This window comes from Nocardia mangyaensis (assembly GCF_001886715.1).
GTDB lineage: Bacteria > Actinomycetota > Actinomycetes > Mycobacteriales > Mycobacteriaceae > Nocardia > Nocardia mangyaensis.
The window spans coordinates 7279774-7303130 of the sequence record NZ_CP018082.1 but is presented as its reverse complement, the minus strand read 5'-3'; the positions used below and the strand labels follow the sequence as shown (position 1 = coordinate 7303130).

The 23357-nt window shown below is 69.1% G+C and carries 18 protein-coding genes; 8 read left to right on the top strand and 10 right to left on the bottom strand.

Features of this window, described 5'->3' with window-relative positions; all coding sequences use genetic code 11:
- Nucleotides 1-436: 436 nt before the first annotated feature.
- The 3 genes from BOX37_RS33080 (at nt 437) to BOX37_RS33070 (ending at nt 3431) form a co-directional block, all read left to right on the top strand.
- The gene (locus tag BOX37_RS33080) at nt 437-1432 is read left to right on the top strand and encodes a ParA family protein (RefSeq protein ID WP_071931038.1); all 996 of its coding nucleotides are present in this window, start codon (nt 437-439) and stop codon (nt 1430-1432) included.
- Nucleotides 1433-1485: 53 nt separating this feature from the next.
- On the top strand, nt 1486-2520 hold the full coding sequence (locus BOX37_RS33075; RefSeq protein ID WP_071931037.1) for a ParB/RepB/Spo0J family partition protein: 1035 nt from the start codon (nt 1486-1488) through the stop codon (nt 2518-2520).
- A gap of 185 nt (nt 2521-2705) precedes the next feature.
- On the top strand, nt 2706-3431 hold the full coding sequence (locus BOX37_RS33070; RefSeq protein ID WP_071931036.1) for a hypothetical protein: 726 nt from the start codon (nt 2706-2708) through the stop codon (nt 3429-3431).
- Nucleotides 3432-3578: 147 nt separating this feature from the next.
- Here the strand turns inward: BOX37_RS33070 and BOX37_RS33065 are convergent, their stop codons facing one another.
- From BOX37_RS33065 to BOX37_RS33040, 6 genes are all read right to left on the bottom strand, one after another.
- Entirely contained in the window at nt 3579-4787 is a 1209-nt protein-coding gene (locus BOX37_RS33065; protein ID WP_071931035.1) for an N-acetylmuramoyl-L-alanine amidase, read from the bottom strand.
- A gap of 152 nt (nt 4788-4939) precedes the next feature.
- Nucleotides 4940-5272, bottom strand: a complete 333-nt coding sequence (gene trxA / locus BOX37_RS33060) for a thioredoxin (protein ID WP_071931034.1) — start codon at nt 5270-5272, stop codon at nt 4940-4942.
- Nucleotides 5273-5313: 41 nt separating this feature from the next.
- Nucleotides 5314-6300: a thioredoxin-disulfide reductase gene (trxB, locus tag BOX37_RS33055; protein WP_071931033.1), complete on the bottom strand. Its 987-nt coding sequence runs from the start codon at nt 6298-6300 to the stop codon at nt 5314-5316.
- Between the two features lie 99 nt (nt 6301-6399).
- Nucleotides 6400-7128, bottom strand: a complete 729-nt coding sequence (locus tag BOX37_RS33050; protein WP_084760522.1) for a hypothetical protein — start codon at nt 7126-7128, stop codon at nt 6400-6402.
- A gap of 96 nt (nt 7129-7224) precedes the next feature.
- Nucleotides 7225-7782 carry an RNA polymerase sigma factor SigM gene (sigM, locus tag BOX37_RS33045; protein ID WP_071932097.1) on the bottom strand — a complete coding sequence of 186 codons (558 nt, stop codon included), beginning with the start codon at nt 7780-7782 and terminating at the stop codon, nt 7225-7227.
- Between the two features lie 333 nt (nt 7783-8115).
- On the bottom strand, nt 8116-11907 hold the full coding sequence (locus BOX37_RS33040; RefSeq protein ID WP_420811646.1) for a lipid II flippase MurJ: 3792 nt from the start codon (nt 11905-11907) through the stop codon (nt 8116-8118).
- A 168-nt stretch (nt 11908-12075) separates the two neighbouring features.
- On the opposite strand from BOX37_RS33040, the gene BOX37_RS33035 reads away from it, so the two are divergent.
- Nucleotides 12076-13437 (top strand): hypothetical protein, encoded by a 1362-nt coding sequence (locus BOX37_RS33035; RefSeq protein ID WP_156910678.1) that lies wholly within the window; start codon nt 12076-12078, stop codon nt 13435-13437.
- 342 nt (nt 13438-13779) lie between these two features.
- On the opposite strand, the gene BOX37_RS33030 is transcribed toward BOX37_RS33035, so the two are convergent.
- Together BOX37_RS33030 and BOX37_RS33025 are read right to left on the bottom strand one after the other, a co-directional pair.
- Nucleotides 13780-16260 carry a DUF6049 family protein gene (locus BOX37_RS33030; protein WP_071931030.1) on the bottom strand — a complete coding sequence of 827 codons (2481 nt, stop codon included), beginning with the start codon at nt 16258-16260 and terminating at the stop codon, nt 13780-13782.
- On the bottom strand, nt 16257-16712 hold the full coding sequence (locus tag BOX37_RS33025) for an NUDIX hydrolase (RefSeq protein WP_240505146.1): 456 nt from the start codon (nt 16710-16712) through the stop codon (nt 16257-16259). Before BOX37_RS33025 ends, BOX37_RS33030 begins: the two co-directional genes overlap by 4 nt.
- A 375-nt stretch (nt 16713-17087) precedes the next feature.
- On the opposite strand from BOX37_RS33025, the gene BOX37_RS33020 reads away from it, so the two are divergent.
- Nucleotides 17088-18524, top strand: coding sequence for a CCA tRNA nucleotidyltransferase (locus BOX37_RS33020; RefSeq protein ID WP_084760519.1), 1437 nt, complete (start codon nt 17088-17090; stop codon nt 18522-18524).
- Here BOX37_RS33020 and BOX37_RS33015 read toward each other — a convergent pair whose 3' ends face one another.
- The gene (locus BOX37_RS33015; protein WP_071932094.1) at nt 18525-19340 is read right to left on the bottom strand and encodes a hypothetical protein; all 816 of its coding nucleotides are present in this window, start codon (nt 19338-19340) and stop codon (nt 18525-18527) included. It abuts the gene before it with no gap.
- Nucleotides 19341-19461: 121 nt separating this feature from the next.
- Here BOX37_RS33015 and BOX37_RS33010 point away from each other — a divergent pair, with 121 nt between their 5' ends.
- The 3 genes from BOX37_RS33010 to BOX37_RS33000 are packed head-to-tail and all read left to right on the top strand — an operon-like array spanning nt 19462 to nt 21835.
- Nucleotides 19462-20220: a LamB/YcsF family protein gene (locus BOX37_RS33010; RefSeq protein WP_240505485.1), complete on the top strand. Its 759-nt coding sequence runs from the start codon at nt 19462-19464 to the stop codon at nt 20218-20220.
- Between the two features lie 14 nt (nt 20221-20234).
- A complete protein-coding gene (locus tag BOX37_RS33005; RefSeq protein WP_071931027.1) occupies nt 20235-20924 on the top strand; it encodes a 5-oxoprolinase subunit B family protein in 690 nt (229 codons plus the stop codon).
- A gap of 53 nt (nt 20925-20977) precedes the next feature.
- Entirely contained in the window at nt 20978-21835 is an 858-nt protein-coding gene (locus BOX37_RS33000) for a 5-oxoprolinase subunit C family protein (protein WP_071931026.1), read from the top strand.
- On the opposite strand, the gene BOX37_RS32995 is transcribed toward BOX37_RS33000, so the two are convergent.
- Nucleotides 21836-23356 (bottom strand): DUF4185 domain-containing protein, encoded by a 1521-nt coding sequence (locus tag BOX37_RS32995; protein ID WP_071931025.1) that lies wholly within the window; start codon nt 23354-23356, stop codon nt 21836-21838.
- Nucleotide 23357: the final 1 nt, after the last annotated feature.

Genomic DNA, 23357 nt, shown 5'->3' with positions numbered 1-23357 from the left:
TAACGTGACGAAAGGGTCCGAGGGTGGTTGCCTGCGGCAGGTTCAGCCCGATTTCGGCCTTCCGCGCCGGGCTGCCGCAACCGTTGCGCGGGTGGCGTTCCTGCGACAATGTCGTTGTGTTCCTCGTCGGAGTCGCTGTGTTTCACGTGGAACGCCGCGAGTGCGAGAGTCTTGAATCTCGAGCACCACTCCCCCGATGTTTCCCGTGAAACAACCTCTCGGGCGCGGAATTCGACACAGTTGGGCGTGTCCTCCTCGCCGTGCCGCGATTCAGCTTTCCTAACCGTCGCGGTACTGGCAAGCTGTTCACAGTCGGGCGTGAGCGTCTGGGCCACGGTGATGTGGACGATGCCACCCCGCACTTATATGCGATGACACGGCGCCGACGCTCGGTCGGGAGTACGTGATCTGAAGTTTCTCGGGTTAGGAGCTGTCTATGTCGAGCGGTCCGGCGAATGTTTCACGGGAAACAGCGTCGCGGGTCCCGGGGATGCTGGATTCCAGCAGCTTCGACGCGGAGACGTTCGGGAACACTCCTTTCGGGAACATCTCCCCGGCCGAGACCCCGATCGCGGCGGAAGCGCAACGCGCCAGCCAGATTCTGCATCCAGGAAAGGTCACTGTGCCGAAACCCCGCGAGCAACGGATCATCACCATCGCCAACCAGAAGGGCGGCGTCGGCAAAACGACGACCACGGTCAATCTCGCTGCGGCGCTAGCGCACCAGGGGATGACGGTACTTGTCGTCGATCTCGATCCGCAGGGCAACGCGAGTACCGCGCTGGGCGTGGCGCACCACTCGGGCGTCCCGTCCAGCTACGAGCTGTTGATCGGCGAGGTGGCGGTCAAGGACGCGATCCAGACGAGCCAGCACAGCGAACGGCTGCTGTGTGTTCCGGCCACGATCGACCTCGCGGGCGCTGAGATCGAACTCGTCTCGATGGTCGCGCGCGAAGGCCGGTTGAAGACCGCCATCCACGAAGCCGCACTCGCGGGCTACGACATCGACTACGTGTTGATCGACTGCCCGCCCTCGCTCGGCCTGCTGACGGTCAACGCGCTCGTGGCCGCCAAAGAAGTGCTGATCCCGATCCAGTGCGAGTACTACGCGCTCGAAGGCGTCGGTCAGTTGCTCCGCAATATCGGTCTGGTGCAGGCGCACCTCAATCCCGAATTGCACGTGTCGACCGTCCTGCTGACCATGTACGACGGTCGCACCAAGCTGGCCGATCAGGTGGCCGAGGAAGTGCGCAACCACTTCGGCGACGTGGTGCTCAAGTCGATGATCCCGCGCAGCGTGAAGGTCTCGGAGGCGCCGGGCTACGGCATGACCGTGCTCGATTACGATCCGGGCTCCCGCGGTGCGATGAGCTACATGGACGCGGGGCGCGAGCTGGCCGGTCGCGCTCAGCTGAAGCAAGACGCGTCGTAATTGTGTGTTGGACCGTCGTAGTTGTGTTGGAAGACTGAAGGGATCGGTAGCCGATGAGTCAGGCGAAAAAGGGCGGTCTCGGTCGCGGTTTGGCCGCGTTGATCCCGACGGGTCCGGCGACGGCGCCGGGTCTGAGCAGTGCCGCGGCGAGCGTGATCGGCATCAATCCGATCGGCCCGCAGCCCGCCGAGGCGTTCCTGCATCGTGTCCCGGAGCCTGAATCGGAGCCCGAGCCCGCGGCTGACGATCTGGTCTCCCCCGGCGGCGCGGTCTACCGCGAGGTACCAGCCGACCAGATCGAGCCGAATCCGAAGCAGCCGCGTCAGGTCTTCGAAGAAGAGGCACTGGCCGAGCTGGTGCACTCGATTCGCGAGTTCGGGCTCATGCAGCCGATCGTGGTGCGGCGCGTCGAGCCGGGTGTCGACAAGTTCCAGTTGGTCATGGGAGAGCGCCGGTGGCGTGCCTGCCAGGAAGCTGGACTGGCCACCATCCCGGCGATCATCCGGGACACCGACGACGGCTCGATGCTGCGCGACGCTCTGCTGGAGAACATCCACCGCGTGCAGCTGAACCCACTCGAAGAGGCGGCCGCCTATCAGCAGCTGCTCGAAGAGTTCGATGTCACCCATGAGGAATTGGCCAGCCGAATCGGCCGCTCCCGACCGGTGGTGACGAATATGATCCGATTGCTGAAGCTGCCGATCCCCGTGCAGCGTCGGGTGGCGGCCGGGGTGCTCTCGGCCGGACACGCCAGGGCGCTGCTCGGTCTGGATGCCGGCGCGGACGCACAGGAAGTTCTGGCGGCGCGGATCGTCGCCGAGGGGTTGTCGGTTCGGGCCACCGAGGAAGCGGTGACGCTGGCGAATCGCAATCCCTCGGAGGTCGCTCCCCCGGCGCCGAAGCGCAAGCCGATCCACATGCCGGGACTGCAGGAAGTGGCCGAGCGGCTGTCGGGCTCCTACGACACCAGGGTCACGGTGAGTCTCGGAAAGCGTAAGGGCAAGATCGTTGTCGAGTTCGGTTCCGTCGAAGATCTCGAGCGCATTGTGGCGCTGATGGAGCAGCCCAGCCCCGAAACGTCACTGTGACGGGGCACTACCGGCCTTTCTACACAATTGAAAGAGGCGGCATTACTGTGGATAGTGATGTGGCGTGAGCGAGCGTCAGCGAGCGAACCATAGATACAACGCGCATCGCGCACGACGGAACCGAGCGCCAGCGAGGTGGAGTCGTGAGCGTGGATGAATCGGACAGCTGGAGGCTGAGCAGAGCGGTGTCGACCAGCGTCACAGCATTGACTCTCGACGGGCTCGATCGGCTCCCGGCGCACACCCGGCGGTGTGTGTTCTGGGAGCTCGATCCGGCCGTCGCCGCCGACTCGCACGCGTTCAGCGATCCGGTCTTCGAGAAAGAGGCGTGGCTGTCGACCGTGATGCTCGAATGGGGTTCGTGCGGTCAGGTGGCTCAGGTCGACAACAACATCGCCGGGTGCGCGTTGTACTCGCCCCCGAGCGCCGTGCCGCGGTCGACGCTGTTCCCCACCTCCCCCGTGAGCCCGGACGCGGTCCTGCTGACCACGCTGCAGGCCGAATTCCCCTATGACGAGGCCGATGTAGCCCATCGACTGGTCCAGGCCGTGGTGGCCGATCTGGTCCGCCGCGGTGTGCGAGCGCTGGAGGCGTTCGGCATCCGCAACGGTCCCCCGACCACGTCGGTCGCCGATCGCGGTATCGGCTCGTCCATGCGTCTGATGGAACGGATCGCCGCACCGCTGCGCGATCGAGCCGCCGCGACCCACTGCACACCCGAAACCTGCATGATCGACGCGGATTTCCTCGAGGACGTCGGTTTCGAAGTGGTCGCCCAGCATCACCGCTTCCCCCGGCTGCGCCTGGAACTCGACACCGACCACGGTTGGAAGGAAGACGTCGAGCGCGCCCTTGATCAACTCCTCGCCGCAGCGCAGATCCGCATTCCCGTGACTTCTGGCCGGACCTAGGTGCGTCGTCAGGTGGCATCGCACCTGACGGTGAGTCCCGGGTGAAGCCAGCCCGTTCCGGTGAGTTACCCGTGTTCCTGCGGAACAACGCAACGGCCCCCGTGGAAACACGGGGGCCGTTGCGTTGTTCGGGGACTAGACGCGCGGTCAGGGGACGGTGCCCGCGTCCGCGGCGGCCAACTCTTCGGCGAGCAACTCGGCGAAGGTGTAGGTGCCGGTGGGCTGGTCGTCCTGGCCGAGCAGGTACAGCCGCTTCACCGAGATGAGGATGGCTTCGGCGATCACGTCGCGCATGCGCGGGTTGGTGAGCACCGAGGCGTCGTAGTCGTTGGTGAGGTAGCCCAGATCCACCTGGACCGTCGGCATCTTGGTGAGCCGCAGCAGGTCCCAGGTGCGCTGATGAGTCCGGCAGTCCTGCACCGAGGTCCGGGCCACCACCTCGCGCTGGATGAAGCCGGCCAGCACCTGGCCGATCATCGACACCGAGCCGTGTGAGTTGCCGAAGTAGAACCCGGCCACTCCCTTGGCCGACGGGTTGTCGCTGGTGGCGCAGCGCAGCGAGATCATCAAGTCGGCGTCGAAGGCGTTGGAGGTCTCGGCGCGTTCCACATCGGTGGGGTTGGCACCCCACGGCCGGGACAGGAAGGTTTCCATGCCGGTGGCCGCCATTCGGCCCTCGAGTCGCGAGGCGAGATCCCACAGGATCTCCGACTCGTAGACGTCACCGAATTCGGTGGGCACCGCGAAACCCTTGTCGGCTCCGCCGAATCCGGGATCGATCACGATGCGCTTGCCGGTGAGCTGCGGCCCGGCCCGGTGCACCACCTCTTCCTCGGCGATGCGGTGCGGATTGCCACCGGTGACGCGCGCGCCGAGCAGTTCCAGCGAACGCAGGGTGTCGGGCCCGCAGATGCCGTCGGCGGACAGGCCGATCTCACGCTGGAAGGCGCTGAGCCCCTCGTGGGTGTGCGGACCGAAGTAGCCGTCCACCCGGTACACGTAGAAACCGAGGTCCTGCAGCCTGCGCTGCAGGGTGGCCACATCGTCGCCGTAGAGCGGGGCCGAGAGCTGATAGATCAGTGTGCGGGCACCCAGCCGATAGGAGGCTTCCTTCAAGGCGCGGTAAGTCGCCGGACCGACCACGCCGTCGACCAGGAGGCCACGCTGCTGCTGGAACGCACGGATCGCCGAGTCGAGCGGACGATCGAACACCGCGTCGGTTTCCTTCCAGTACTCCCGCGGGTCGGCGCCGTCGAGGGACTGGCCGTGCTGGGGATGCAGGAGACCGAGGCTTGCGAGGGTGCTCCGAACCTCTGCGACGGCTGGTCCTGAATCGCCGTGACGAAGTCGGTGCATGCGTGAGAGCCCTTTCCTTCGGCCGGAGCGTCGCCTCGATTGTCTCAGATCCGGGCCGCATTACGGCAATCCCGGGTCCAGGCATCCTACGGCGCGTCGGCCGGTAGGAGGCGCATTTGTGGGATGTGATACCCCTCAGATGATGGGATACCTCAGATGAGGCCGTCGAGTTCGCGCAGCAGCGCCGCCTTGCCCTTGGCGCCGACGATCTGCTTCACCGGCTTGCCACCCTGGAACAGGATCATGGTGGGCAGGGACAGGATCTGGTAGTCGCGTGCGGTGCCCGGGTTGGCCTCGGTGTCGAGCTTGGCGATGGTCAGCTTGTCGGCGTGCGAGCCCGCGATCTCCTCCAGCACCGGGGCGACCATCTTGCACGGACCGCACCAGTCGGCCCAGAAGTCGACCAGCACCGGCTTCTCGCTGAGCAGGACGTCATCGGCGAAGGACTGATCGGTGACGGTGATGGTGTTGGCGCTGTCGGCCATGGTGTCTCCTTGACAGGGGGTGGAACTCGTCGTGCTCGAAATCAGTTGGCGCGCACCGCGGCCGGTCCGTCGGCATGGTCGAGCGTATTGGCGGTGATGTCGCCCTGCTCGGCGAGCCAGCGCTCGGCATCGATCGCGGCGCGGCAGCCGGTGCCCGCGGCGGTGATCGCCTGGCGGTAGGTGTGGTCGACCAAATCGCCCGCGGCGAACACGCCGGCCACATCGGTGGCGGTGCTCGGATCACTCACCTGCACATAGCCCTCGCCGTCGAGAGCGACCTGGCCCTTGACGAGTTCGCTGCGCGGGTCGTGGCCGACCGCGACGAACAGGCCGGTCGCGGCGAGCTCGGACTCCTCGCCGGTACGGGTGTCGCGCAGGGTCAGGCTGGTGACGCTGGTCTCGCCGTTGACTCTCGCCACTTCGGCGTTGAGCACGAACTTGATCTTGGGGTTGGCCTTCGCGCGCTCGAGCATGATCCGCGAAGCGCGGAACTCCTCGCGGCGGTGCACGATGGTGACGCTGGCCGCGAACTTGGTGAGGAAGGTCGCTTCCTCCATGGCCGAGTCGCCGCCGCCGACCACCACGATGTCTTGGCCTTTGAAGAAGAAGCCGTCGCAGGTGGCGCAGGCGCTCACACCGCGGCCGAGCAGCTGCTGCTCACCGGGGACGTTGAGATAGCGGGCCGCCGAGCCCATCGCGAGGATGACGGCATAGGCCTCGAAGGTCTCGTCACCGACGGTGACCTTCTTGATGGTGCCGGACAGGTCGATCGCGTCGACGTCCTCGGTGCGCAGGTCGGCGCCGAAACGCTTGGCCTGCTCACGCATCTGCTCCATCAGGTCCGGGCCCATGATGCCCTCGCGGAAACCGGGGAAGTTCTCCACCTCGGTGGTCGTCATCAGGGCACCGCCGAACTGGGTGCCTTCGAAGACGATCGGGGCGAGCTCGGCACGAGCGGCGTAGACGGCCGCGGTGTACCCGGCGGGGCCTGAGCCGACGATGATCAGGTCGTGAACTGGCGTGCTCATGGGGCCCTTCCGAAAAAGACAAGCTGGGGACGTGTCGGTCAACAACAGGGTAAACGGTGTTGTTCCCGGCGTCGCGGCGCTGTCGGGGAACGCGCCGGATCAGCCGATGTCGCGCAGGGTCAGCTGATCCGGCGCGCCGGTGGTGCAGCCGGTGCCGACGACCAGCGCGGTGATCGTCGGCGGCTCTGGTCCGGCGAGCAGCACGAGGACCGCGTCGGCGCCCCGGAAGGTGATGCTCGACGCACCGAGCACGGTGCGGTCGATCCCGTTGGCTTGCACACAGCGAATGAGCGCCGCCTCGTCGCTCAGCGGACCGCTGACCGTGCGCTTGCCGAGGGCACTGAGTGCTACCGCGGTGGTGAGTTCGTCACCCGGGTCGGCTGGTTCGGTGTGCGGGGCCGCGGTCGGGGTGCCGTCGGTGGTGTCGAGCGTGGCCACGACGGCTCCGGCGCCCGCCAGCACGGCTACGGTGGCCGCCGCCGCGGCCAGCAGGCCCATCCGGCGCCGGGAGCGGTACCGGTCCAACGCGACCACCGGGGCGCTCGGCGGGTCAGGCGGGGTCAGGCGTTCGGTCGGGCCCTCGCCCGCGTCGAGGTCGGCGACGAAACGGAACATGCGGTCGGCGACGTCGTCGGGCATGCGGTGCATGACCCGTTCCTCGGTACTCAGTGCGTGGAGGTGGGCGTCCACCTCGTCGAGCTGGTTCAGGTAGCGCAGCGCGTCGGGGTCGGTGCGGACCAGGGGCCACAGTTGCTCGCGCAGTTCGGGCGCGAGATTGTCGGCATGGAGATCGGCCAGCAGTTCCGACGGGAACGGAGGCTGCGGCACGGATCGGGCCACCCTCGCACCTCCCCTGTTCTGTCGATTTCGGATCGCAGGATTCACATCGCTGACTTACTCGTCACTGTTAATGACGCATCCGGGCTAGATCCGGTTCCCTGGATCCCGGAAAAATTCCAAACGTTCTTGCAAACGTACGCGCGCTCGGGAGCATCTGCTCTTGATCGTGCCCTCCGCCACGCCGAGCGCGGCCGCCGTCTCGGCCACACTACGACCTTCCATCTCGACCATCACCAGGGCCAGCCGCTGGTCCTCCGGCAGGGTGAACAGCGCCTCGCCGACCACGGTCGACAACTCGTACTCGGCGAACTCGTCGCGCGGCTCCACGGCCTCGGGCATCGTATCGGGGGTCACCGAGATGGCGCGGCGGGTCTTGTTGCGGCGGATCCGGTCCAGGCAGGCGTTGACGACGATGGCGTGCAGCCAGGACCGTACCTCGGCCTCGGCCCGGAACGAGCCGGCTGTGCGATGGGCCGACAGCAGCGCGTCCTGCAGGGAGTCCGCGGCGTCCTCGCGGCTGTAGGAGGTGCGCAGCGCGGTCTGCCACAGATGGTCCTTGTGCCTGCGCAGCAGCTCGGCGAAGGCGTGCGGCTGCCCGCGCACGTGGGCGGCCAGCAGTTCCTTGTCGCTGCCGTTCTCCAGAACGAACGAGCGGTCACGGGGCGCGACCTGCCGCGTTCTCCCCCCGCGGATGTGCTCGTTGACTTCCGGCGACAACACTCGACCCCTTGGACAGCGCTCATTACGGCGACTTCACGTCGGCGAACGAGGCCGAACCATCACCTGACTACAACGCGGCGTCCAGGATCGACGTCGACAAATCCTGGGTAGCTCCCTGCGGAGAGCGCGGGAGTGATCATAACGTTGATAACAATCGCGCACCAACCGGACCGCGGTTCGATGAACGCGGGTGTTCGATGCGGAAATAGTCGACCACCTGCACTGATGGCGGTGGGAACGAGAACGCGGGCGAATTTACGGCGCGGCGTCGAACCGGACGTCGGCGATCGCGGTCTGGAACTGACCGCCCGAGTTCGCCAGTCCGTTGATCCATACGAGCACGAAACGAACGGCCTGATCGGTCTGCACGGCGATGTCGGTGACCCCGTCACCGAGCGTGGCCGTGCCGATCAGCTGGGTCTGATCGAGCGTCGGCGTCTCACTGGGCGAGGTGCGGATCTCGACCGTGCTGCCCGCGCTCGGCGAGGTGATCGACACATTGGTCAGCTTGGCCGGGGTCGGCAGCGTGGCCAGCAGGCCCACGCCCTTCTTGAGGGCGGGGAACTGCTGGAAGTACTGATCGGTGCGCCACAGCGTCGACGGGTTCTGGTCGAGTACCGCGTCCGCGGTGGCCGCGCCGTCCGGGGTGCCCTCCGGAGAGAACACCGCGGCGCCGGTGACCGGCACCGGCACGCTCGTCGGCGGCGCGGGCTCCCCCGACGGCTCGGGTACGGCCGCCGCCGCGGGTGGTGCCACGCTGGAGGTGAGACCGATGTTGATCTGCTGGTCCAGCGGCTTGTCGGAGGCACCGGGGGCGAAGATGCTGACCATCCACCAGATCAGCACGCCGACCACCAGCGCGGCCAGCACACCGAGGCCGACCATGATCCACATCATCCGCTGCGAGCGTTCCCGTTCGGCCGCGAGCAGTTCCGGATCGGCGAGCGAATCGGGACCGCTGGCGACCGCCCGCTGACCGAGCCGCAGGACCGGGATGAAATCGGTCTTCTGGTCGACGACCGAGGCCTGCTCGAGCACATGCTGCACGGTCGCCGCGGTGCGCACACCCTTGTTCGATTCCAGCGAACGAACCGCGACTGCCGAGATCTCGAACGGCACCTCCGGCCGGATCTGGCGCGGTTCGACCGGTGTGCCGTCGGGCCCGAAATCGGCGAGACGAAGGCCGCCGATGGTGGCCGCGGTCCCGGTGACACCGCCGACGCGAATCGGCCAGCGCGCGGTGATCAGGGCGTAGAGCATGGCACCGAGGCCGCGCACGTCGGACTGGGCGTCGGCGTCGCCGAGCGTGCCGGGGAAGGCGAGCACCGCGTCACCGGAGGCGCTGATCCGGATGCGGTCGGGATGATCGATCGACAGCGAACCGCCGCCGCGATGGGCCAGTTCGGCCGCCGAGGCGAGCGCCCTGATGGCCCTGGCCGCGCCGATCGGCGAGGGGACCGTCTCGGCCATCTCGCGCAGCGACCGGCCGGGCGTCCACTCGGCGACGACGATGCCGCCCGAGCTGCCACGGACCACGTCGAGCACCCTGGCCAGGCCGGGCGAATTGATCCGGCCAAGGCGCAGCGTGCGCGACAGGATGGCCTGCGGGCCGTCGTGGCCCGCGTTCTCGCCGGACTTCTGGTCGGCGTCGACGAAGGTCAGCGCGACCTCGCGGTCGAGCTTGATGTCGAGTGCCTGCCAGAACTTCAGCCCGCGCGCGCCACCGTGACCGGCGAGCAGGCGGTACCGGCCGCCCGCCACGGACGCGCCAGGGATGAGCTTGGGTCCGCGCTGCGCACGGCGCGGATCGGCCGGTGGCAGCGGCGGGATCGGCAGCATGCCGGTGTCGTGGGCGTGGTCCTGGGGTGGCTCGACGTGGTGCTGCGCGTCGGCCGGTTCGTTGTGGTGGTCCGTCGGGCCGTTGGCCTGCGGAGTGTCGCTATCGTCGGGCGCGTCGGCGTGCCCGGATCCCGCCGTGCCTGCCACAGTGGGATCGACATCGGTGGACATCCCTCTTGCTGCGCGCGCCGCAGAATCAGCGGCCGGGGCGCCGCCCACCGCGTCATCGCTCACCCTCGGTCCTCCTTCGGACTGGTCTCGCTGATCGTGCGGACCGTGCGGATACTTCCGCGTGTTGACGAAATCGCCACCCGTGTCGGTCTGCCGAACAGCGTACGGGAACTGTGCTTGGCCGGTGATGTCAACAGTGCCGGGGCGGATCACGGGCAGCACCATGGTCTGGGTGTCCAAGGACTGCCCGTAGGCCGGATAGCCGTAGGTATCGGGCCTACGCAGGACCGTGGTGGCGTAGATGTCGTCGCTGTCGGCCGGTGTGTCGTCGAGTCCGAGGTCCGGCGCGGGCGGGGTGATACCCAGCTTGCGTGAGATCGCGACGGTGATCGCCACGACCTCCGGTACCCCGGCCAAGCGCATCAGCCCGAACGCCACCGAGAACAGCACCACCGCGCCGATGGTGACCCGCAGCAGGGAGCCCGCGCCCCCGGAGATCCGGTCGAGCCCGGTGACGGTGTCGACGATGAGCATCACCGCGCCACCGGCCACCGAGGCGAGCAGCACCCGGGTCACCGTGCGCCCGACATTGGCCATGCGCAGATCGCCGAGGCTGCGGTGCAGCAGGATGCCGCCGACCACCGCGCCCGCCGTGAAGCCGAGGCCGGTGGCGACGCCGAGGATGATGACCACGTCGCTGCTGTCGCGGGCGAGCACCGGCGCGAGCGCGGAGAACGCCACCTTCACCGCGGTGATGCCCATGATGATCCAGGTGGGCGTCCACGCCTGTTCCCTGGCGTAGAACACGCGCAGGTGGATCAGCACCAGCGAGTACGGGATCAGCGTGAACGCCGACCAGCTCACCGCGCTGCCGAGGCGTTCGGCATCGCCGGAGAACCGGGCGTAGCCGTAGAGCGCCTCGCCGATCGACGGGCCCGCGACGGTCAGGAAGGTGACCACCGGGATCAGCGCGATCATGGTGAGGCGGGTGGCCACGGACAGGTCGTCGACGACGGCAGGAGTGTCGTCGTTGGCGGCGTTGCGGCTCAGGCGCGGCATGATCGCGGTCAGCAGGGTGACGCCGAGCACGCCGTAGGGCAGCTGCAGCAACAGCCACGCGTTGGTGTAGATCGCCGGTCCGGCCTCGTCGGCGGCGGAGGCGATGTGGTTGGCGACGGTCATGCCGATCTGGCTGATCAGCACGTAGAGGATGATCGCCGCGGCCATCTTGCCGAACTGCTTGAGCCGGGCGTCGATGCCCCACAGGGGACGCAGATTGATGCCGTGCCTGCGGATCGCGGGCAGCAGGCACAGGGCCTGGGCGGCGACACCGGCGGTGACACCGATGCCGAGGACCAGCAGTTTCGTGTCGCCCATCTTCACCGGATCGAGGCTGATCTCGCCCGGGGTGAGCGCGTAGACGGCCAGTACGACCAGCATGACCACGTTGTTCAGCACCGGCGCCCATGCGCCGGGCTTGAACGCCTGCCTGGTGTTCAGGATGGCGGTGAACAGCGCCGAGGCGCCGTAGAAGAAGATCGCGGGCACCAGCAGATAGGTCAGCGCCATCGTGAGCTGGGTGTTCACCTTGCCGTCGGAGGCGACGAACACCTGGGTGGCCAGGATCGGAGTCGCCGCCGCGGTGAGCACCGTCGCGGCGAACAGCACCGTGAAGGCCGCGGTCACCAATCTGCGCACGAACGCGACGCCGCCGTCGGCGTCCTCCTGTTCGGCGCGGATCAGCGTGGGCACCACGATGGCGGTGAGCACGGCGCCGAGCACCAGCTCGGCGATCATGTTGGGAATCAGGTTCGCCGAGATGAACGCGCTGGCGATGGCCGGACCGAGCACTGTCAGCAGCAACAGCTGCTTGGCGAACCCGGTGATCCGGCTGATCAGCGTCGCGAACGCGATCGACCCGGAATCCTTGAGCAGTTTCGCGTTGGCGCTCTGCGGGGTCTCGGCCTTGTCCGCCTTCTCCACCGTCACCGGCTCGGGCCGGGCGATGACCTGGGTCCGCTCCGAAGAACCGGGGATGGGCTGTCGACCGGCCGGCGAACGACCCCGATCGTTGTGTTCACCACCGGGTCGCCCCGCATCGGCCGACGTGCCGACCGGTGTCCCCGGCATACCCGGATAGCTGGGCCGCGGCGGGGTGGATCGCCGACCTGGCTGCTCGTCGCGGCGCGAACCGGGGGCGTCGGGGTGGCCACCGGGCCGACGCTCGCCCCCGGCGGGCGGCCGTTGCGCGCCGGGGTGATCGCCGAAGCGGCGCGTCCGTTCGTCACCGTCGAGGTCCGGCCGCGCCTGTCGCGGGATCGCCCCGGACTGCGCACCCGGTCGCTGCTGCAACGGGAACTCACCCGAGCGGGCGGCCGCGCCGGGTCGCTGCCGCGGGAATTCACCCGAGCGCGGATCGGCGGCGGGGCCACGATGCGGCGGTGGGGGTTCGCCCGGTCCGCCGGGACGCTGTTGCCGCGGGAACTCGCCGGATCGGGGTTGCTCGGGCTGGCCGCCGGGACCGGGGCGATGCTGGCGCGGGAACTCGCCGGATCGGGACTGCTGCGGCGGCTCTCCGGGTCGGCGGGTGCCTGGACGTTGCTGTGCGGGTTCACCGTTCGGGCCCACCGGGCCGCGACGCAGCTGAGGTGGTTGTTCGCCCGGCAGCCCGGAACCGCCCGGCGGTCGCTCGCCAGGGCGACCTGGGCGCTGCTGGATGGGCTCCCCCGGTCGACCCGGGCGCTGTTGTGCGGATTCGCCGGGTGGACCGGTGCGATCGGGAGCCGGGCGCTGCTGCGGGAATTCACCGGGCTGACCGGTCGGACCGGGGCGTTGCTGCGGGGGCTCACCGGACCGACGGGCGGGCCCAGGACCGGGGCGCTGCTGGAGTGGGAACTCACCCGACTGTCCGGGGCCGGGGCGTTGCTGCGGGAACTCACCGGACCGAGGGGCGGGCCCAGGACCGGGGCGCTGCTGGAGTGGGAACTCACCCGACTGTCCGGGGCCGGGGCGTTGCTGCGGGAACTCACCGGACCGAGGGGCGACACCGGGCCGCTGGACACGCGGCGGCTCTACCGACGCACGCGGATTCGGGGCGTGCCCGGGCTCACCCTGCTGGGGCCGCACATCGGGGGAGCGATATCCGGCCGACCGCGGTCCACCGTCGTGCTCCGGGCCGGGCCGACGTCCAGGCTGCCCCGGAACCCCCGCTCCGGGCCGAGCGGGCGGAACCCGGCGATCATCGGGCCGCTGGTCGACGCCGGGATCAGCAGGTCGATGCCCGACGCGCGGGTCGCCGAGTCGGGGCGCGGGCCCGGGTTCGGCGGGTCCAGATGTTCCGGGCGGCGCCAACCGATCCTCGGCACGCGGCGGCACTCCGTACCGGTCGACAGCCGGCACATCGGGACGGCCGGCCCGGTCGTCGGGGTAGCGCGGTACACCCTGGTCGCCGGGGCGGGAACGAAGGGTGAGCTCGTCATCGGGGTGCCGAGGCGCGCGGGGTCGGTCGACGGCGGAATCGCTGGGCAGTGGTCGATAGGAGGCGATGGTCTGCTCGGGATCGAATGAGGGTTGACCAGGGGTTACCGGAGGCTCGAGCCCGCTGGGCAGGCCAGTTCGCGGCGACAGCGGACGATCGACTCTCGGCACTGCTCCTGAGGTCTCGTCATCGTCTCCACCGCGTCCGGGCGTCATTCCACGTTCCCACGGCGCGGCGGGGATCCGGCGCTGGTCCGGTCCGTCGCCACGATCGTCGTGGTCTCGCCGATGAGCGGAATCATCGTCGCCCATCATGCCTCCTGTACCCGGCGCAACCCGCGAATCCCGCCGGTCCGATGAGCGTTTCGCCCACCCGTGCCACTCTCGTCCCTGTCTGCCATGGTGCCTCGCCCGCCTGTCAGGCGTGGGCGTTCACTGCCGCTGCAGTCGCTGACGGGCGCGCCGCAATCGACTCGCCCGCCGTTGCGTCTCCGGATCGAACCCTTCGTCGGCGGGATCGGGTTGGCCACGGAAGCGCCGCCACAGTCGGCGCCCGGCCAACAGCAACAGCAGTATCGCGGCACATGCGGTAATTATGGCCAAGGCCTGACCGTAGGCATTCGACCGCACCGAGACCGAGGTCGCCTCCCCTAGCGCGATCCCCTCCGGAGTGGTAAGGGCAATCGGAATCACCAGCTTACGGCTGTCGCTCACCTCCGTCGGGATCTGGAACGACCTGGTCCCGGACGGCGGAAGCAGCTGTTCGCCGATGTCGGTGATCTTCGTCTCGGCGGGTACCTCGATTCGGAAGGTCACCCGGATCGCGACCGGCAGTTCATTGCGAGCTACCAACAGCAACGGGCTCTGTTCGGAGGCCAGCGTGTAGACCCCGCCCGGCGGTAGTACCGACACCGAGGCGAACATCGTGTCGAGCTCGTCGGTGACCTGATCGATGCGGCGCTGGGCGTGCAGGTCGGCCAGTGTGTTGTCCTCGGCGCGGCGATCGGACAGGCTCAGCGCGCGCAACAGGTCCTCGCGAGCGGGGGTGAGGAAGGCCAGCGGGGTGAGTTCGGATTCGGGTATTTCCACCAGTGCGCGCAGCAGCTCGCTCACGCGCGCGCCCTGGGCCTGGATCGGCGCCACGTACTGCGGCGGTGCCGCGTCCTGGGCGGCCCTCGGCAGATACTCGAGAGCGAACGGCCGCGGGTCCGGCGCCTGGGCGACCAGATCGGCGAAGGCGCGCGGCGCGGCCAGATTGTGGCGGGTGAGCAGCTCGATCTGCTCGAGCAGCGCGATGCCCTCTTCCCGATTGGCGCCCCACTGCTGGGGCGGCATCAGCAGCTGTGAGCGCGGCCGGTCCGGCCCCGGGTTGAGCGCGGTCCACGACATCGCGCCGAGCGCGTCCTGCAGCCGGGCGGGCCGCGAGTCGTTGGCGACGTCGAATCGCACCTTCGAGGGCGTGAACGACGGCGTCGGCGGATTCGACCCCACCGCGGCCAGCGCGGTCGCCGACCAGATGTCGAAGGTGGTCACACGCAGCGCCGGATCGACCGGCGGGGTGGAGGACTGTGGTTCCAGGCTCACCGCGGGTACCCGCACGACATCCGGCGCGGCCTGTTCGCCGCCCACCACGGCACCGGGCTCGAGCAAGGCGGGCGCCGAGCTCAGCGCGGTGTCGAAATCGGCGGGTGCGCCGTCGGCCGACACCGCCGAAGCGGCCAGCACCGCCGTCTCGTACCCGTGCCGGCGCAGCAGATGGCCGGCGGGTTCATCGATGCTGCCGGAATCGGGCAGGCTCACCCCGCGCAGCGACCGGGTGCCCAGAATCGAGTCCACCACGTCGGCGGGCGCCAGCAGCGCCCGCGCGGACAGGCCGGGATCGTTGACCGCGGCCACCGCCGACAGGTCGACCTGCGCGAACGGCAACGCCACCGTGCACATCGACGAGGCCAGCGCACGCAACCGGTCCAGCCAGGCCTGCGCGTTCTCCGCGCCGGTCCCCTCGCGAGTCGCCCCGCTCGGATCCGACGGGCTCGCCAGCACCCGATACCCGCGGGTCATGGTCTGCACGGTCGACACCAGGTCCGGATCGATGGCGATACACACCGACCCCGCCACGCCCTGGTCCTGGCCCGGCACGGGCACCACCGACTCCAGCGCGGCCACCAGCTGCTCGAGCCGCCCGCCCTTGCCGAGCGAGACCGCCAGCTCGTCGTCGAGCAGTTCCGGCTGCCCGTTCACCGACCCCGGTTCGCCCGCCACCATCCGCGGCCGGTCGGCCAGCGGCCAGACCAGCGTGGTCGCCACCGGCGTGGCCTCCGGCGGCGCGGCGACCGGCAGCGCCGCGGCACCGGCGGCATCACCGCCGGCCGGTGGCAGACCGAGCACCGGCAGCAGGAAGCGGGCGTCGTCGAGTCGGGCCTGGGTCCCATAGGCGGGTTCGCCGTTGACATTGAGCAGCAGCGGATACACCCCGGGATCGGTCAGCCCGAGCGAGGCGGTACCGGTCCCGTCACGCAACGCGATGCTCACCGAGAACTGCTTGCGCTGACCAGGACTCAACCGCTCCGCGACATCCTGGAACGGCCCGGTGACCTCGTAGTTCACCTGATCGAGCAGCAGCGAACTGCGCAACCCGCTCGGTGCGGTCACCGCCGCGGCGCGCTGAATGCGCACGCTCACGTCGTCGACGACGCGATCACCGATGTTGGTGACCGTGCCCGAGACCGTCAGCATCGGATCGCTGTCGGTGGTGACGGTGCCCGGCGACACCGCGTCCATGGTCAGCTTGAGGAACTTCGGTGTCGTGCTGCCCGACCCGTTCGGCTGCGCGTCCGCGACCGCGGGCAGGAGCGACACCGAACCCAAGATGGTCAGGACCGCCGTGATCAGCCGGAACAGTCCACCCGTCATCGCTTGCCGGTCTCCATCCGGTCGATCAATCGGTTCGCCACTTCGGCCAACCGCCGTTCGTCGGCGTAAGCCAATCGGGAATCCAACTCGCTCAATGGAACCCACGCAACCTGGGTGACCTCCACGTCGGCGTCGGACAGTTCACCGCCCAGTGAGCGCAGCAGGAAGTGGTGCACGGTCTTGTGTACCCGCCTGCCCTCGGTCACGAACCAGTAGTCGATGCTGCCCAGTTCGGCGACCACCTCGCCGGTGATCCCGGTCTCCTCGGCGACCTCGCGCATCGCGGTCTGCTCGGAAGTCTCCCCCGCTTCGATGTGCCCCTTGGGCAGCGACCACAGCAGACGACCCCGGCGATCGGTCCGCCCGATCAGCGCGGCGCAGCGCAGCTCACGCGGCCCGTCGAGCCCGTCGACGACCAAACCACCCGCCGAGGTCTCCCGCACGGTCCGCATCCGCGGTGTACCGGCATTGTTCGCCGAACCGCGCCGCCGCGGCTGGCGGCGTCGACTGTTCGCGCGATCGGCCGGAGGAGACACTCCGCCAGCTTAGCTGTGTCGTTGGAGCGCTGGCGCGCTCGAGTTCGCGCCCCCGGCGGTCCCGCCGATCAGGCGCCGTTTCTTGCTCCTTCGTCGCGTATGAGACGGCGCCTGATCGGCGGGACGGGCGCGAACCGCCGACTGCGTCGGCGGACCCTCCTCGAGGTCGGGTCGTGCGGGGCTGGGAGTGCGGTCATGGCGGACGTCGATGGTGCGGTGTGGCTGGGGCGGCGGGAGGTGGGCCAAGTATGCTGCTCATTCGTGGTTTCCCCTGATGTTGTCCCTGAAGCTGTGGCGGATCGTCGTGCTCGCCTGCTGGCGGGAGCGCAGGTGACGTTGGGGCAGCTCACCGATGTGCTCATGCCGCTGGGGGCGATGTTCGCCGAGCGGGGGCATTCGCTCTATCTCGTCGGTGGCAGTGTGCGGGACGCGGTGTTGGGGCGGCTGGGCAATGATCTGGATTTCACCACCGACGCGCGGCCGGAGGTGGTGCAGGAGCTCATGCGGGGGTGGGCCGACCACCTGTGGGACACCGGGGGGCTCGCCTTCGGCACGGTGAGTGCGGCCAAGGCGGATCAGCAGCTCGAGATCACCACGTTTCGGGCCGATTCCTATGACCGGGTCTCGCGTAATCCCGAGGTGACCTTCGGTGACACGCTCGAGGGCGACCTGGTCCGCCGGGATTTCACGGTGAACGCGATGGCGGTGAAGATCGGTGCCGACGGGTCGCTCGAATTCGTCGATCCGCTGAACGGCCTCGATGCCCTGCTCGCGGGGATCCTCGATACCCCTGCCGCACCGCAGGATTCGTTCGATGACGATCCCCTGCGCATGCTGCGCGCAGCCCGCTTCGTCGCACAGCTGGGGTTCGAGGTGGCGCCGCGGGTGCGGGCGGCGATTGTGGACATGGCCGAGCAGATCGACCGGATCACCGCCGAACGGGTGCGCACCGAGCTGGACAAGCTGATCGGTTCGGTTCATCCGATCGACGGCATCAACCTCATGTGTGACACGGGCTTGGCCCAGCGGGTGCTGCCGGAGGTCCCGGCGATGAAACTCGAGATCGACGAGCACCACCAGCACAAGGACGTCTACCAGCATTCGCTGACCGTGCTCGCCCAGGCGATCGACCAGGAGGAGGGCGATCCCGACCTGGTGCTGCGCTGGGCGGCGCTGCTGCACGACATCGGCAAGCCCGACACCAAGCGCAACGAACCCGGTGGCGGCGTGAGCTTCCACCATCACGAGGTGGTCGGCGCGAAGATGGTGCGCAAGCGAATGCGCGCGCTGAAGTACCCGAAGGCGTTCACCGAAGAGGTCGCGCGCCTGGTGTTCCTACACCTGCGCTTCCACGGCTACGGCAAGGGGCAGTGGACCGATTCGGCGGTGCGCCGCTATGTCACCGATGCCGACGACCTGCTCGATCGGCTGCACAAACTCGTCCGCGCCGATTGCACCACCCGCAACAAGCGCCGTGCGGCGGCCCTGCGCGCCACCTACGACGAGCTGGAATCGCGCATCGCGACCCTGCGCGCCCAGGAGGACCTGGCGCGGGTACGCCCCGATCTCGACGGCAACGCGATCATGGAACTGCTCGACCTGCCACCGGGCCCGCAGGTCGGCAAGGCGTGGAAGTACCTGAAGGATCTGCGCCTCGATCGCGGTCCGATGACCCGCGAGGAAGCCGAAGCCGCCCTGCTGGACTGGTGGAAGACGCAGAACCCCTGATCAGAACACGATCAGCGTGGTGCCCGCGACGATGGCCGTGCGGATCTGGGCCAGGTCGAACGAGCCGGTGGTCTCGGGCAGCTCGATCCGGAAGCGCACCTTGTCGCCGCGGCGGTGCGCGTAGGAGATGCTCGCCCGGTTCGGTAGATCGTCGAGCAGCAGCGCGGGCGCTTTGATGGCGCGGCGTGGCAGGCGGATGCCGTGCCAGTTCGCCCGGGCCACATCGATGGTGAGCAGATTGTCATAGACCTGCGCATCGACCAGCGCGCGCATCTTCTTACTGCGATGACTGGCGAGGATGCGTCCGCGCTCGTCCAGGCGCACCCGCCAATCGAAGTTCTGCGCGTCGACCCACTCGACCAGCGCCTCGAGCCCGATGACACCCTCGATGTCGAGCTGCTGCACCCGGATCTTGGTCGGCACACCGGGAATCAGCCGCACGCCGTGCGCGATGACGGTGACGCTGTCGAACGGATGCGCGTCCCAGACCAGGTCGGAGAGCACTGTCTTGCTCTGGAAGTGCGCGCCGCGCCTGCGCACTTTGAACACATCCAGCGTGGCCGTCAGGTCGTGCCCGAGCAGGGTCGCGCTCACCTCTTGGCCGCCGAAACGGCTGAGAATGCCCTCGCTGAGCACGGTCATCAGTACATCGGGCATGAGCGCGGTGACGGTGCCGGAACCGAGGTCGGCGACGGGATCGGCCCAGGACGTGGTGAAGCCGAGCCACTGATCGATCCATGACGGGTCGAGCAGGCGCCTGCCCACATCGACAGCGCCCGACAGTGACCAGGACTTCGGATCGAAATACGTGGCCATGATGATCCGAGAGTACTTGGCGACGGGCCCGGCGGCCACGGTCCGCGCGGGGTTCTGGGACCCGCGCCAAGACCGACCCCGCCCCGGTGGTGACCGAGCGAGCCGGGTCGTTCATGCTCGAATCATGCCGCTCGACCTGAACAGCGATCTCGGTGAGGGCTTCGGCCCGTGGCGGATGGGTGAGGACGCCGCGATGCTCGACGTCGTCACCAGCGCCAACATCGCCTGCGGTTTCCACGCCGGTGATCCGGCCATCATGCGCCGGACCTGCGAACTCGCGGTGGCCAAGGGGGTGCGGATCGGCGCCCACGTCGGCTATCGCGACCTGGTCGGCTTCGGCCGCCGCGACCTCGCCATCGCCCCCGCCGATCTGCGCGACGAGGTGGTCTATCAGATCGGCGCGCTCTCGGCCTTCGCGGCCGCGGCGGGCGACCGGGTGCGCTACGTCAAGCCCCACGGCGCGCTCTACCACGCGGCGGCCCGCGACCGGCTGCTCGCCGACGCCGTGCTGGCCGCGGTGACCGATATCGAACCCACCCTTGCCCTGCTCGGCCCGGCGGGTACCGAACTGGAACGCGCCGCCCAGCGGGCGAATGTGCGCTTCGTCGGCGAGGGCTTCGCCGACCGGGCCTATACCGCGACGGGCGCGCTGGCCCCGCGTGGAGTCGCGGGTGCGGTGCTGGCCCCCGACGACGCGGTGTCGCAGGCGGTTTCTCTTGCGCTGTCGGGGACCGCGCGTACCGTAGACGGTCCCGGTACGGTCGTCGTAGCCGTGGCCAGCGTGTGCGTCCACGGTGACTCCCCCGCCGCCGTGGAGATGGCCCGCCGGATTCGCGGGGCACTCGACGAGGCGGGCGTGCCGGTGGAGCCGTTCGGCTGAGGGTGGGAGGCAGGATGGACATCGATTGGAACTCGCGGATCCGATCCGCGGGCGATCGCGCCATGCTCGTCACACTCGACGATCCCCGACCTGTCCAGCGCCTGGCCTCGGCTCTGCGGGTACACGCCATCGCCGGGGTGCAGGATGTGCTGCCCGCGGCGGAAACCGTGCTGGTGACGATGCACTCGGTGAGCTACGAAACGCAGGTCCGCCGCGAGCTCGTCGCCCTGCTCGACCGGCTGGATCGGGAGCCGCCGCAACCGGATTCGCCGGATGTTTCCCGTGGAACACCGCCGGACACCGGCGTCGACGACGACATCGTCGAGATCCCGGTCCGCTACGACGGCGTGGACCTGCCCGAGGTCGCCCGGTTGCTCGACCTCTCGGTGCCGGAGGTGATCGCGGCGCACACCGACACGATCTGGCGGTGCGCGTTCGTCGGATTCGCACCCGGATTCGGCTATCTCACCTCGCCCGACGGCAGGCTCACCGTGCCGCGCCGGGCGCAGGCGCGCACCGCCATCCCACCGGGAGCGGTCGCGTTGGCCGGCGGCTATTCGGCGGTGTATCCGCGGGGTACGCCGGGCGGCTGGCAGCTGATCGGCCGGACGGATCTGCGAATGTGGGTCGTCGACCGTGATCCGCCCGCGCTCGTGCGGGCGGGTTCGGCGATACGGTTCGTCGAGCTGACGAGCGAGGAATGACCCCAGGCTGCTCAACGGTGCGCCGCCTCGACAGCGAATCGGGGAGTGATCGCATGCTGATCTTCATCGAGCGGGTGGGGCCGCTCGCGACGGTGCAGGATCTGGGCCGTCCCGGCTGGTTCGACTCCGGGGTGGGCCAGGCGGGTGCGGCCGATCGCGCGTCGCTGCGGCTGGCGAACCGGCTGGTCGGCAATCCGGAGGACCACGGCGCCATCGAGGTGCTGCTGGGCGGACTCGCCCTGCGCGCCGACGCGCACCTCACGGTCGCGGTGACCGGCGCGCCCGCACCGGCGACGGTCGACGGCACACCCGTCGGGCATGCCAGCGTGCTCGAACTCGACGAGGGCGAGGTACTTCGACTCGGCCTGGCCAGCACCGGATTACGCAGCTACGTCGCGGTGCGCGGCGGCATCGATGTGGCCAAGGTACTCGGTTCGCGCAGCCGCGACACGCTGTCCGGAATCGGTCCCGAACCGCTGCACGCCGGCGCGCAACTGCCCATCGGCCCGCCCCCGCGCACCCTGCCCACGGTGGAGTTCGCGCCGCAGCCGGTGCCGCCGGAGGTGCTCACGGTCCGGGCGCGTCCCGGCCCGCGCGCGGACTGGTTCGCCGAGCCCGAACAGCTGTTTCGCGGGTCGTGGGTGGTCTCGGTCGACACCGACCGGATCGGCGCGCGCCTGGATCGCGTCGACGGTCCGCCGCTGGTTCGCGCTCGCTCGCGCGAGTTACCCGCCGAAGGTGTCGCGCTGGGCTCGGTGCAGGTGCCCCCGAGCGGTCAGCCCGTCGTCTTCCTCGCCGATCACCCGATCACCGGCGGCTATCCGGTGGTCGCTGTCGTGCTCGACGCCGATGTCGACACGGTGGCCCAGGCCCGTCCTGGTCAGCGATTGCGGTTCGTGCCGGATCTGTGATCAGGCAGGCGGACGCAGCCGCGCGTGCATCAGGTAGACGTTGTAGCTGTCCCACGCCGACATCGTGAAGTACAGGTCGCGCGCGGTCGACCAGGGGTGGATGAACCCGCCGTAGGCCCGCGGATAGTCCTCGGTGGAGACCAGCGGCACGGCCGAGGTCCACGCGCCCTGGGGTTCGGCCGCCGTGCGCAACACGATCTGGCCCGCCGCCGCGTCCAGGTAGACCATCTGCCACTGCCCGGTCTCGGTGTCGAAACGCACCGACAGCTCGCTGGCCGTGCCGAGTACCAGCGGCGTCGCCGAATTCTCCGCGGCCGGTGCCCAACTGCCGTCCACCCAGTACTGATAGGCCGTCTTGTTGAGCACGTCCTTCTTGTGCACCCTGGCCAGCCCGATCATTCCGACCCGGCCATTGGGGGTGCCGAACATGTAGACGTAGTCGCCGCGGGGCACCATCGCCGCGACCTGGAAGCGGCCGAGGCCGAACATGTTCTCCCACTTGGCGTGCTGGTCCTTGGTCCAGGTCTGTCCGCCGTCGTCGGAGTAGGCGAGACCGCCGTAGTTGGTCAGCCACATGCCCGGGATTCGCGACCAGTGGTTCACCGACATGTAGCTCATGAACTGCCGCTCGCCGAGGGCGAACCCCGAGGTGGGGATGGTGGTGGTCTCCCAGTTCTTGATCTTGCGGCTGCCGAGCAGTTCGGCGGCGTGGCAGGGACTGTCCTGCACCATCGAGTCGATGGTCAGCCCGTCGGACAGGTCGGTGTCGGTGCTGAAGGCGAGCGCGTTGGACCGCCAGTCGGCGGTGTCGGCGCCCGCACCGCCGTAGACCCAGCCCTCGCCGAACGTGTCACCGAAGACCATCGCGACCTTGCCCGGTTCGGTCTCCCAGAACAGGCCGAGGTCGGTGCCGTCGACCTGCCAGCGCATATCGGTCCGATTGGCCGAGCCGGGCCCGGTGACCTGCTCGACGAGCCGCACGAACTCCACCCCGGTCTGCGCGACCGGCGCGCGCACCGGACCCGGTTCGATCGGTCGCACAACCGGTTCCGGCGCGTCCTGCGGCGGGTCGCCCTCGCCGCCGGGCACCGGGATCGGGATGGGTTCGATCTCCGGCCTGATCTGGATCCGGGGCAGCATGGCGGCCGAACCCGTCGACATCGGCTCGCCCCCTTCGCTGTCCGGCTCGGGCGTGTCCCTGACCTCGGGGCACGGATTGCGGCACGGGTCCATCGGCAGCGGTGTCTGGGCGACCCGCGTGTTGTCGTGCGGCGGATCGGGGACCGGCACGGGCGTCGGCAGTGGCACCGGGATCGGGATGTCGATGCGCGGCGGGAGCGGCGGCGCGGGGGGCGCGGCGGGGTCGGGCAGCCGGTTCAGCGGGTCGAATCCGACTTCCCCGCAGATGTTCACCGGCGGCGGCGCCCACGGGAGCGGGGCGGCGTGAGCTGGTGCGGCGAGGACCGCGGCGAGCAACACACCGAGTGCGGCCGAACCGGGCGAAACCGCTGATGCGCGCATG

Bases quoted from the DNA above. Each gene is read 5' to 3' on its own strand.
- BOX37_RS33080 (WP_071931038.1), top strand. From the start codon at position 437: ATGTCGAGCGGTCCGGCGAATGTTTCACGGGAAACAGCGTCGCGGGTC.
- BOX37_RS33075 (WP_071931037.1), top strand. From the start codon at position 1,486: ATGAGTCAGGCGAAAAAGGGCGGTCTCGGTCGCGGTTTGGCCGCGTTG.
- BOX37_RS33065 (WP_071931035.1), bottom strand. From the start codon at position 4,787: ATGCACCGACTTCGTCACGGCGATTCAGGACCAGCCGTCGCAGAGGTT.
- trxA (WP_071931034.1), bottom strand. From the start codon at position 5,272: ATGGCCGACAGCGCCAACACCATCACCGTCACCGATCAGTCCTTCGCC.
- trxB (WP_071931033.1), bottom strand. From the start codon at position 6,300: ATGAGCACGCCAGTTCACGACCTGATCATCGTCGGCTCAGGCCCCGCC.
- BOX37_RS33030 (WP_071931030.1), bottom strand. From the start codon at position 16,260: ATGACGGGTGGACTGTTCCGGCTGATCACGGCGGTCCTGACCATCTTG.
- BOX37_RS33025 (WP_240505146.1), bottom strand. From the start codon at position 16,712: ATGCGGACCGTGCGGGAGACCTCGGCGGGTGGTTTGGTCGTCGACGGG.
- BOX37_RS33015 (WP_071932094.1), bottom strand. From the start codon at position 19,340: ATGGCCACGTATTTCGATCCGAAGTCCTGGTCACTGTCGGGCGCTGTC.
- BOX37_RS33005 (WP_071931027.1), top strand. From the start codon at position 20,235: ATGGACATCGATTGGAACTCGCGGATCCGATCCGCGGGCGATCGCGCC.
- BOX37_RS33000 (WP_071931026.1), top strand. From the start codon at position 20,978: ATGCTGATCTTCATCGAGCGGGTGGGGCCGCTCGCGACGGTGCAGGAT.
- BOX37_RS32995 (WP_071931025.1), bottom strand. From the start codon at position 23,356: ATGCGCGCATCAGCGGTTTCGCCCGGTTCGGCCGCACTCGGTGTGTTG.